The sequence below is a fragment of the Corynebacterium otitidis ATCC 51513 genome (genome assembly GCF_000296405.1).
GTDB lineage: Bacteria > Actinomycetota > Actinomycetes > Mycobacteriales > Mycobacteriaceae > Corynebacterium > Corynebacterium otitidis.
Window position 1 is genome coordinate 35,653 of record NZ_JH815195.1, and the last position, 10,274, is coordinate 45,926.

9 protein-coding genes and 1 pseudogene are annotated in these 10,274 nt (G+C 74.9%); 1 reads left to right on the forward strand and 9 read right to left on the reverse strand.

Annotated elements, in window-relative coordinates; all coding sequences use genetic code 11:
• From HMPREF9719_RS07565 to eccCb, 9 genes are all read right to left on the reverse strand, one after another.
• A partial coding sequence (locus HMPREF9719_RS07565) for a hypothetical protein (protein WP_004601400.1) occupies positions 1-700 on the reverse strand: 700 nt, incomplete at its 3' end.
• Positions 697-999: a hypothetical protein gene (locus HMPREF9719_RS07570; protein ID WP_004601401.1), complete on the reverse strand. Its 303-nt coding sequence runs from the start codon at positions 997-999 to the stop codon at positions 697-699. The genes HMPREF9719_RS07570 and HMPREF9719_RS07565, both read right to left, overlap by 4 nt.
• A gap of 98 nt (positions 1,000-1,097) precedes the next feature.
• The gene (glmM, locus tag HMPREF9719_RS07575) at positions 1,098-2,444 is read right to left on the reverse strand and encodes a phosphoglucosamine mutase (RefSeq protein WP_004601402.1); all 1,347 of its coding nucleotides are present in this window, start codon (positions 2,442-2,444) and stop codon (positions 1,098-1,100) included.
• A gap of 147 nt (positions 2,445-2,591) precedes the next feature.
• On the reverse strand, positions 2,592-3,134 hold the full coding sequence (gene rpsI / locus HMPREF9719_RS07580; protein WP_004601403.1) for a 30S ribosomal protein S9: 543 nt from the start codon (positions 3,132-3,134) through the stop codon (positions 2,592-2,594).
• Positions 3,131-3,574, reverse strand: coding sequence for a 50S ribosomal protein L13 (gene rplM, locus HMPREF9719_RS07585; RefSeq protein ID WP_004601404.1), 444 nt, complete (start codon positions 3,572-3,574; stop codon positions 3,131-3,133). The genes rpsI and rplM overlap by 4 nt, the downstream gene beginning before the upstream one ends.
• A 444-nt stretch (positions 3,575-4,018) precedes the next feature.
• Entirely contained in the window at positions 4,019-4,309 is a 291-nt protein-coding gene (locus tag HMPREF9719_RS07590; protein ID WP_004601405.1) for a WXG100 family type VII secretion target, read from the reverse strand.
• A 65-nt stretch (positions 4,310-4,374) separates the two neighbouring features.
• A complete protein-coding gene (locus tag HMPREF9719_RS07595; protein ID WP_004601406.1) occupies positions 4,375-4,689 on the reverse strand; it encodes a WXG100 family type VII secretion target in 315 nt (104 codons plus the stop codon).
• Positions 4,690-4,883: 194 nt separating this feature from the next.
• Entirely contained in the window at positions 4,884-5,924 is a 1,041-nt protein-coding gene (locus tag HMPREF9719_RS07600; protein WP_004601407.1) for a type VII secretion-associated protein, read from the reverse strand.
• Complete coding sequence (gene eccCb / locus HMPREF9719_RS07605) at positions 5,921-9,619, reverse strand: type VII secretion protein EccCb (RefSeq protein ID WP_004601408.1); 3,699 nt, start codon at positions 9,617-9,619, stop codon at positions 5,921-5,923. Before eccCb ends, HMPREF9719_RS07600 begins: the two co-directional genes overlap by 4 nt.
• 263 nt (positions 9,620-9,882) lie before the next feature.
• Here eccCb and HMPREF9719_RS07610 point away from each other — a divergent pair.
• A pseudogene (locus tag HMPREF9719_RS07610) lies at positions 9,883-10,274 on the forward strand (hypothetical protein); the annotation flags it as partial.

Below are 10,274 nucleotides of genomic sequence, written 5' to 3' on the forward strand. Positions count from 1 at the left end.
CCGCCGCGGGGGCGGTCGCCCCGCCGGCGGGCCGCGCCGGCGCCGGGGTGGCCTTTTTCGCCGCGCACTCCTCGACGCGGGCGGCGAGCCCGGCCAAAAGCGCGGCGAGGCACTCGTCGCGCCCGCGAACCATCGCGAGGATCTGCTCGGCGCACCGGTCGATGGCGCCCGCGCCGGCGGCGACGCACGAGTCGAAGCCGCCGGGGTCCGCGGCGGGGTCGGTTGCCTCGAGCTGGCGGCACAGCCGCCCGACGAGCCCGTCGAGCTGCCCGACGGCCCGCGACGCGGCGTCGTCGCAGCGGCAGCTCGTCTCGTCGAGCGCGTCGGCGGTGCGCCGGCCGAGCTCTTCTAGCTCCTTGCCGGCGCGCCGGTCGGCGAGGAACTCGCCGATGAGGTTGTTGAGGACCGTGACGATGAGCCCGCCCGCGATGGAGATGAGGAAGGGAACGAGGCCGGCGACCGCGCGGGCGTGGAGCGGCTCGCCGCGGGACTGCCCGACCGCGCCGCCGACCGCGTCGCCGACGGCCTTCGGATCGAGGCCCTCGGCCTTCGCCAGCGAGGAGTCGAGGGCCGCGGGGCTCGTCGCGGGCCCGGCGTAGCGGCCTTTGGCGGCGACCCTGAAGCGCGCGACGAGCCTGCGGTAGCGCTGGACGACCACCACGCGCCTCGTCGTGGTGGTCGTCGTCTTCGCGGCGCTCATCGCCGCGCCCCGGAGAGCGATCGGGCGTGGGCGTCGTCGGCGTCGACGAGCGCCTCGATGTCGGATCTGGCCTTCCCGGCGGCGCGCTCGAGCTCCCCGAGCCGCCCGGCGGTGGTGCCGTGCAGCGCGCCGAGCGCCGCGTCGAGCCGGGCGCCGAGCTCAACGAAGCCGCGGCCGGCCTTCTCCGCGGGAAAGAGCGGCGCCGAGCCGCCGTGGAGGCCGCGCTGGCGGTCGACCTCCCGGGCGAAGTCGTCGAGCGCTGCGCGCGCCCGGGCGGGGTCGAAGTCGAGGTGGTCCATGGTGGCGACGGTCCTTTCCGCGAGTCTGGCGTGGGCCTGCTGGCCGCGGCCTTACTCGACGTCGGCCCGTCGCGGACCGGTTCCGGGCGCGCCCCTAGCTAGGAGATGCTCGCGACGACCGCGGCGAGCTTGCCCGCGATGCGGCGGGCGTGCTCCTCCTCGGTGGCCTCGACCATGACGCGGTAGAGCTCCTCCGTTCCGGAGGGACGCAGCAGCACCCGCCCGTCCGCGCCGAGGTCCTCGCGCGCCTCCTCGACGGCGGCGGCGAGCTTGTCGCTGGCGGCGACGGCCTCCTTGTCGGCGACGGGCACGTTGATGAGCACCTGCGGCAGGACGGTCATCACCTCGGCAAGGTCGGCGAGGCTCTTGCCCGATTCCGCCATGCATGCCATGAGCTTTAAGCCGGTGAGCGTCCCGTCGCCGGTGGTGGCGTGGTCGGTGATGACGACGTGGCCGGACTGCTCCCCGCCAAGGCTCAGCGACGCCTCGTTGAGCTTCTCGAGCACGTAGCGGTCCCCGACCTTGGTCTGCACGACGTCGATGCCCTCGCGCTCCATCGCGCGGTGGAGCCCGAGGTTGCTCATCACCGTGGTGACGAGGGTGTTCTTGCGCAGGTCGGAGTCGTCGCGCATCGCGACCGCGAGGATCGCCATGATCTGGTCGCCGTCGACCTCCTGGCCCTGAGCGTCGACCGCGAGGCAGCGGTCCGCGTCGCCGTCGTGCGCGAGCCCCAGGTCCGCGCCGTGCTCGACGACGGCGGCCTGCACCTTCTCCAGGTGCGTGGAACCGCAGCCGTCGTTGATGTTGTAGCCGTTCGGCTCGTCGAAGATGGGGATCACCCGCGCGCCCGCCGCCCGGTAGGCCGCCGGCGCGACCCTGGATGCCGCGCCGTTCGCGGTGTCCACGACGACGGTGATGCCGCTCAAGTCCGTGCCCATCGCCTCCGCGAGGTGCGAAAGGTAGCGGCTCTCCCCGTCCTTCGCCTCGTCGAAAATACGGCCGATGCCGTGCCCGGTCGGCCCCGCGGAGCGGTAGTCGGCCATGGTGCGCTCGATCTCGTCCTCGAGCTCGTCGGGCAGCTTCCGCCCGCCGGCGGTGAAAAACTTGATGCCGTTGTCCGGCATGGGGTTGTGCGACGCGGAGATCACCACGCCCATGTCCGCGCCGTAGTCGTCGGTGAGGAACGCGACCGCGGGCGTGGGCAGCACGCCGACGCGGCGCACGTCCACCCCGCGCGACGCCATCCCGGCCGCCAGCGCCGCGGCGAGCATCTCCCCGGAGACGCGCGGATCCCGCCCCACGATCGCGGTGGGCCTGGGCCCCTCGGAGCGCCGCTCGCGGGTGAGGACCTCGGCGGCCGCCGCGCCGAGCCGAAGCGCCAGCGGCGCGGTGAGCCGATCGTTCGCGAGCCCGCGCACGCCATCCGTGCCAAAGAGTCGAGTCATGGCCCACCAGTCTACGGCTCGGGCCCGCCCGCCCCGGCCAGCCGGTCGCCCAACCCGGCCCCGGGGCCCCTTAGAGACGCGGCGACGCCCCGCACCACGAAAACCGGTGCGGGGCGTCGGCAGAAAATGCAGGCCCGAAGGGCTGATTTAGCGCTTCGAGTACTGCGGCGCGCGGCGGGCCTTGTGGAGGCCGGCCTTCTTGCGCTCCACGGCGCGCGCGTCGCGGGTGAGGTAGCCGGCCTTCTTCAGGGCCGCGCGGTCACTCGGCGAGTACGCGTTGAGGGCGCGGGCGATCGCCAGGCGGAACGCGCCGGCCTGGCCGGTCGGGCCGCCGCCCTTGAGGTTCGCCTGGATGTCGAACTGGTTCTCCCGCTCGAGCAGCGCGAGCGGCGCCTTGATCGACTGCTGGTGCAGCTTGTTGGGGAAGTAGTCCTCGAGCGAGCGCCCGTTGCAGGAGAACTTCCCGGTGCCCGGCACCAGCCGCACGCGGACGATGGCGCGCTTGCGGCGACCGACGGTCTGGATCGGCCCGTCGATGCCCTCGGGCTCGACGGCGACGTCGGCGTCGTCCTCGGCCTCCTCGGAGACCTGATCGCCGATGGTGGTCGTGAACTCCTCGGCGACCTGGGCGGCGGCGATGTCCTCGGCGCTCGCGACGTTGTTGTCCTCGTTGTTGTTCGGCTCGGTCACTGCGACACCACCTTGATCTCGTAGTTCTCCGGCTTCTGGCCGGCGTACGGGTGCTCACCCTCGGCGAACACGTGGAGCTTCTTGATGGAAGCGCGCGAGAGCTTGTTGTGCGGCATCATGCCGCGCACGGACTCCTCCACGGTGCGCGCGGGGTGCGTGTTGAGCGCGTCGCCCAGCGTCATCGACTTCAGGCCACCCGGGTACCCGGAGTGGCGGTAGCGCATCTCGCGCTCACGCTTGTTCGAGCTGACCGCGACCTTGGCCGCGTTGATGATGATGACGTGGTCGCCGCAGTCGACGTTCGGGGCGAACTGAGGCTTGCCCTTGCCGCGCAGCAGGTTCGCCGCGTGGGTGGCAAGCCGGCCCAGCACCACATCCGTGGCGTCGATGACGTACCACTTACGGGTAATGTCACCGCTCTTCGGGTGGTAGGTAGACACGTATTGACTCCTTGCCAGTCGGTCTAGAAGGCTGCCGGCCAACCGCGTGACGCCTCATGTGCTGACGGCGGCCGGTGGGGACCCGCCAGCGCATGCGATGCTCGGCGCACGTAGCCGAACCACTATAGGCAGGCGGCCCGGGCCCCGGCAAGCCGCCGCCGACCGTCGTGCCCGGGCACGACGGCGCCGGGCCCGGGAGGCCGATCGCTCGGCTCCCCGGGCCCGGCTCGCGACACCGTCGCCGCGGATCGGGCTGTCGTCTGTTGTCTCGCTGCGGCCGCCTCCGGCGGCGCGGCGCCCCGCGAGAGATAACAAGTAAGGAAAGCGCCCGCCTCCCGCCTCGCTGGCTCTCGGGTGTCGCGCCGCGCCCCCGGCGGGGGCCGCGCCCGGCGAGGGCGGGCACGCTCGGTGGCCCGCCGTCGCCGGCGCCGGCCTCAGGCCGGCCTAGGCCCAGGAGGCGGCGGCCGCCCGGTTGATCTCCGCCATGCGGTCGTTGCCCTGCGCCACCGTCCGCGAGATCGTCGCGAGGATGGCGTTGAGCTCCGCGGCGGAGCGGTCCCACTTCTGCTGGGCGGCCTGGTAGGCGCTCGCCGAGTCGCCCTCCCACGTCGCGACCATGGGCTGCAGCCGCGCCTTGAGGTCCGCGAGCAGCTGGGTGATGCGACCCGAGGTCGCGTTGATGTCCCCGGCCGCCGCGGCGACGGCCCCGAACTGGTATCGAATCAGGTCACTCATCTATAGAACCTCTCCCCCGGTTGTTTGTCGTCTACTTGCGGTCGGTCGTCGTGCCGGTGGCTGGGCTAGAGCCGCAGCCCGCCGCCGACGCCCGTGAACGCCTGCGCGTTGTCCGCCTCGACGGCGGCGAAGCCGCGGGCGTTGTGGCGGATATTCGTGCTGATCGACGCGAGCGCCTCGCGCAGCTGGCGGGCCGCGTCATTCCAGCGCACCATGAGCCCGTCGAAGCTCGCCTGCGCGGAGCCCGCCCAGCTGCCGCGCACCCCGTCGACGACGCCCTGCAGGCGGTTGAGCTCCCCCTGCACCTCGTCGTTGGTCTGGTCGACGCGGCCCGCGGTCGCGACCATGACGTCGGCCTCGGTCCTGAACTGTCCGGCCATAGCGTGTCCTCCCCCTTGTGTTTATCTCCCGAGCGCGCTCGGGTCCCCCGGTCGGTGTCGTGTGCCTCCCCGCCCCGGCGCGAGCGCCGGGCACGGGGCCGTGCGGCGGGGCGCGCCCGGGCTCCGAAACCGGTTGACTCAGGCGCTGCTCCCGGGCGTATCCGACGCGCCCGGCGCGGGGGCGGTTCCCTGAACTAGCGCAGCCTGGTGGAGGCGGCGATGCGCTCGCAGGCGGCGAGCTCCTCCTCGCCCGGCTCGGCGGGGGTGTGGCAGCCGACGCTGACGTGCCGGCCGTCGGTGAGCCACGTCGTCCAGCGCACCTCGGAGCCGTCGCCGGGCCGCTCGAGATAGGTGATGCGCGATCCCTGCTCGCCGCCGGGCAGGAACTCGAGTGCCTCGTCCTCGCGGATCGCGCCGTTGAGCTCGACGAGCGCGTCCTCGAGCTCGAGGCCGCCGGCGTCGGCGGCGGAGAGGTAGACCCGCAGCCGGCCGTCGGGGTCCTCGAGGAGCTCCGCGCCGTCGCCGCCCGGGCCCACCCGGAAGCCCGCGGGCACGTCGACGACGAACTCGCCGACCTCGCGCGGCCCGCCGCCCGGCCCGCGGTTCTCCCCGGCGTCCGAAGCGTCCGGGTCCGGGTTTTCCGGGGCGGTCTGGGGATCCGCGTCCTCGCGCTGCCCGCCCGGACCGCGGGACGCGGGCGGGGTCGTCGCCGGCGCGGCCTCCCCGGCCGGGGCGGCCGGCGCGCCTGGCGGCGCGGCGCCGCTGCTGATGAGCAGCCACCCGCACAGCGCGAGCAGCGCGCCCGCCGCGCACGCCGCGAGAACGACGAAGCCGCGGTTGCCCATCGCGAGCCGGGTCGCGGCGCCCGGTGGGTCCGAGCGGCGCACGACGGTGAGGTCCGGGTCCGCGGCGGCGCGCTCCTCCTCGGCGGCGGCCTCCCGGATCGCCTCGGCCGGGTAGGCGGCCGCGCCCTTGTTGAGCAGCGCGGTCACGAGCGCCTCGGTGGGCTCGGGGGCGGCGTCGACGACGATCTCCACGTCGGGCCAGGAGAGGCTGTACATCTGCTTGACCTGGTCGACGACCCCGTCGAGCGCCCAGCCGGTGACGATACCCGCGGCGGGCAGGTCGTAGCGGTAGACGGTGTCGGGCCCGTCGAAGACGGTCGCGGTCTCAAGAACGGTGATGGTCAGCGCGTCGTCGCTGAACTCCCTGGTCTGTTCCTTCAGGCTCGTCACTGCGCCGCCCCCGCCGCGGCGGCGTGCCGCCCGCCCGATCCGGCCTCGCCGCCCGGGGCCGCGACCTGGATGGTGGTGGGCTCCGCCCCGCCGGCGCGCCACGCGCCGCGCCCCGGGGGCTTTGGTCCGGGTTTCACGCCGAGGACGGGGCCCTCCTCGGCGGGCGCGTCGAGGAGCAGGAGCGCGGGGCGCTGGTCGGCGAGGGCTGCGAGGAACGCCTGGAACAGCGCCCGGCCGACGCCGCCGGCCTTGCGGGCGGCGACGACGTGCAGCCCGATATCGGGCGCGTGGGGCAGGAGCTCGACGAGGCCGGCGAGGTGAGCCTCGGGCACGAGGTCGAGGTCGTCGATGACGAGGAAAATCTCCGGGCCTGCCCACCACGAGCGCTCGGCGAGCTGCGCGGGGGAGATCCCCGGCCCGGGCAGGCGCTCCTTGAGGGTGAGGCAGGTGTCGGCGATGGCGTCGGCGGCCTGGCTCGCGCTCGCGGCGTAGGCGGCGAGCATCTCCTCGGCGACGCGGCCGAGGTGCGCGCGGCGCGGGTCGACGAGCACGACGCGGGCGGAGGCGCGGTCCCACAGCTGCACGGCCTCGAGCACGGTGGCCAGCGCGGTGGTCTTCCCCGAGCCTCGCCCGCCGACGATGAGCAGGTGGGTGTCCTCCCACGCGAGCGTGGCAAGCCGCGTCCCGCCAACCCCGATGGGCACCGCGTAGCCGCCGCCCTCGCCGGCGGGCGGCGCCTCGAGCTCGCCGGTGGTGACCTCCTTGGGCAGCGTCCGCAGCCTCGGCACGGGCTCGTGGCCGGCCTCGAGCGCGGAGCGCGCAACGTGGGCCAGGTCCTCCCCGGAGGTGAGCGCGACGAGCGCCTGCTCCCCGCCCGCGGTGAGCGCGCGGCCCGGCTTGACGGGGAGCTTCTCCTGGGCGCGGCGGTCGACGAGCGACTCCATCGGCTCGCCCAGGCGCAGCTCGAGGCGGTGGTCGATAAGGTCGCGCAGCGCCGGCCTGATCGAGCTCCACCGGTTCGCGCTGATCGCGAGGTGAACGCCCGCGGCCGGCCCCTCCGAACCGAGCGCGGTGACCCCCGCGGCGAGCTCCTCGAACTCCTCGGTGAGGGCGTGCCAGCCGTCGACGACGAGCAGCGTGTGGCGCCCATCTCCCGGGCGGCCGGCCTGGGCGTCCGCGGCGAGGGCGCGCACCTCGTCGACGACGCGGGCGAGGCGCTCCGGCTCGTCCTTGCCCGCCACCGCGGCGACGTGCGGCAGCCGCGCGAGCGCCGCCGGCTCCGCCCCGCCGAGCGCGAGCACGTAAACCTTGAGGACGTCGGGCCCGTGGGTCGCGCACAGCGACGCGACGAGCGTAACCAGCGTCGAGCTCTTCCCCGAGCGCGGCGCGCCCGCCACCGCGAGGTGCCCGCTGCCCTCGCCGAGCGCGACGCGCAGCGGGTCCTGGCGCTGCTCGAAGGGCCGGTCGATGATCCCGATCGCCGCGGAGAGATCCTCGCCCGGCGCGGCGATCCCGGCGAGCGGCACCCGCTCGGGCAGCGGCGGCAGCCACACCCGGTGCGCGGCCATGCCGCGGCCCCCGGCGGCCGCAGCGCACAACGCGACCGCCCGCTCCAGCAGGCTCTCGCCCGCCCCCGCCGGATCAGCCTCCGGCTCCTCGGCGGCGGGCCGCGGCGCGGCGTCGAGCGACTCCCACGACTCAAAGACCCGCAGGCCGGGCTCCGCCGCCCCGCCCGCCTGGCCGGGCGGCTCGAGCGGGCCGGAGACGTAGCCGGCCTGGAAGCGCTCCGGCTCGCCCGAGCCCGCCGCGAGGAAGCCCGCCCCCGGCGTGGCGGGCAGCTCGTAGGCGTCCGGCGTGCCGATCACCTGCCTCGACTCCGCCGCGGAGAACGTCCGCAGCCCAATCCGGTAGGACAGGTGCGAGTCCAGCCCGCGCATCCGCCCCTCGTCGAGCCGCTGGCTCGCTAAAAGGATGTGCACCCCCAGCGAGCGGCCGAGCCGCCCGATCGCGACGAACAGGTCGGCGAACTCGGGGTGCTGGCTGAGCAGCTCCGAGAACTCGTCAATGACCACGAGAAGCGACGGCAGCGCCGGCAGCCCGGGGTCCCGCTCCCGTGCCTCCCGGTACTGCGCGACACCCGCGGCGTTGCCCGCGGCGCGCAGCAGCTCCTGGCGCCGGTTGAGCTCCCCGGACAGAGCGTCGCGCATCCGCTCGACGAGCGGCGCCTCCGCCGCGAGGTTCGTGATCACCGCCGCGGTGTGCGGCAGCCCCTCGAGACCGAGGAACGTCGCCCCGCCCTTGAAGTCCACGAGCACGACGTTGAGCTCCTCCGGGGAGTGGGTCAGCGCCAGCGCCGTGACCAGGGTGCGCAACAGCTCCGACTTGCCCGAGCCCGTCGCGCCGATGCACAGCCCGTGCGGGCCCACCCCGCCCTGCGCCGACTCCTTGAGGTCGAGCACCACCGGCCTAGCCGAGCCCGGCGCCACCCCGATCGGCACCGCAAGCCGCTCGCCCTGAGCACCCCACAGCCCCTCGGCGGTGAGCGCGGCCGCCGGGCCCAGCCCGAGCAGCTCGGTGAGCCCACCGGCCCTGCCCTCCCCGCCGCGCGCCGGGCGGCGGCACCCATTAAGCGCGCGGGCCAGGCGCTCCGCGGCGGCCGCGCCGAGGCGCTCCGGGGCGCCGAGCTCCTCCTCCCCGCGAGCGGTAGCGACGACGAGCCGCACCCCGGCGTGCAGGGCGAGGCCCTCCTCCACGGCGCGGCCGCGCAGCCACGTCGCCGCGCCGCTGGCGACCTCGACGACGACGTCGTGCCCGCCGCGCAGGAACCCCTCGGTGCCGACGGTCGCCGGCCCGTCGACAACGAGCACCCGGATCGCCGCCTCTGCCGGACGCCTCGTGTGGGGCAGCCACTTCGCCCAGCCCCACGCGCCCGGCGCGCCGGGCTCCTCGACGACCTCCACGCCGATGGTCTCCGGGCCGTGGTGGAAGGCCAGCTGCGCGACGATCGCGTAGGCAGCCTCCCGGGCGGCGGGGCCCGCGATGGAGACGACGGGGAACGCGGTGAGCTTCACGACGACGGGCATGTCGTCGAGCGCGCCGACGGACTTGAGCGTGTGGCGCAGCGCCACGGCGCACACCGGGTCGAGGTCCTCGGCGGACTTCACCTCGCCGACCTCGATCGGGGTGCACAGCGCGGTGCGCCCGGTCGCGACGCGCACGTCGGCGGCGTCCTCGTCGCCCGCGCCGCGCTCCCACAGCCGCTCCCCGGCGGCGAGCGCCCACAGCGCGCCGGCCGGCGGGTAGCGGTGCTCCTCGTGGTCGCGCTGGGCACGCCCGTTGCGCAGCGCCTGCTGCCTTAAGCCCTCGAGGTGGCGCAGGTAGGAGCGGCGCGACTCGTCCGGGTCGTCGGCCTGCTGCGGGCTGAGCATCATGACGAACCCCATCGCCATCATCAGCGGGAAGAGCAGCATCATCGGGCTCACCTCGCCCGCCGAGGTGACCACCACGATGACGACCGCGCCCATCGCCGCGACCATGACCAGCGGCATGATCAGCCGAATCAGCGGCGTGGGCTGCGGCTTGGCGGCCTCGGGCACGTCCTCGGCGCGCAGCGCGCCCGACGGCCTGGGCGGCGCGGGCGCCCGCCCGGCCGGCTCGACGGGTATGACGATGCGCTCACTCGACACGGCGTCCACGCCCACTCCCCCTTGTGGCACGAAAAATCCCCCGGCGCGCCCGCCGCCTCCCGGGGATTTTCGCTCCCCGGGGCCCCTAGCGGTGGACGACGCCGTCATCGTACGGCACAATCCCTCACTGCGACGGGTAAGAGAGATCACACCTAGCGGCGGGACGGCCGGGGTTGGGGGACCCCGGCGGGCTAAGCCCCGCCGCCGGTGGTGGCCCGTGGCCGGCCGGTGGTTACCGCGCCGTCCGTTTCGGGGGAAGGACGACACGCGTCGTGGACATCGACCGGGGGATTCGCGTCACGCTGCGGTTTAGCGCGGGGCGCACGACCTCAAGCATCGACCTGGCCATCCCGCCCGCCTCGAGCCTCGCGGAGGTCGTCGAGGAGGCAGCCGGGCTCGCGCGGGCGCCGCGCATCGACCGGCCGTGGCAGGCCCAAAGCGCCGCGGGCGTGCCGCTCGACGAGCACACGCCCGTCGGCGAGCTGCCCCTGCCGCACGGCTCTATCGTCGTGCTCTCCCCGGAGCGGCCGCGCACCCCGCCGGTCGCGCGCGACGCCGCGGAGGCCGCCGCCGACGCGACCGCAGAGCTCGGCTCCCCGGTCGATAAGGAACGCGCCGCGCAGGCCGCGGCGCTCGGCGGGCTGGGCGCGCTCGCCGCGGCGGG

Excerpts from the sequence above, each read along its gene's own strand:
- HMPREF9719_RS07590 (WP_004601405.1), bottom strand. The coding sequence starts at position 4,309 with ATGAGTGACCTGATTCGATACCAGTTCGGGGCCGTCGCCGCGGCGGCC.
- glmM (WP_004601402.1), bottom strand. The coding sequence starts at position 2,444 with ATGACTCGACTCTTTGGCACGGATGGCGTGCGCGGGCTCGCGAACGAT.
- HMPREF9719_RS07570 (WP_004601401.1), bottom strand. The coding sequence starts at position 999 with ATGGACCACCTCGACTTCGACCCCGCCCGGGCGCGCGCAGCGCTCGAC.
- HMPREF9719_RS07595 (WP_004601406.1), bottom strand. The coding sequence starts at position 4,689 with ATGGCCGGACAGTTCAGGACCGAGGCCGACGTCATGGTCGCGACCGCG.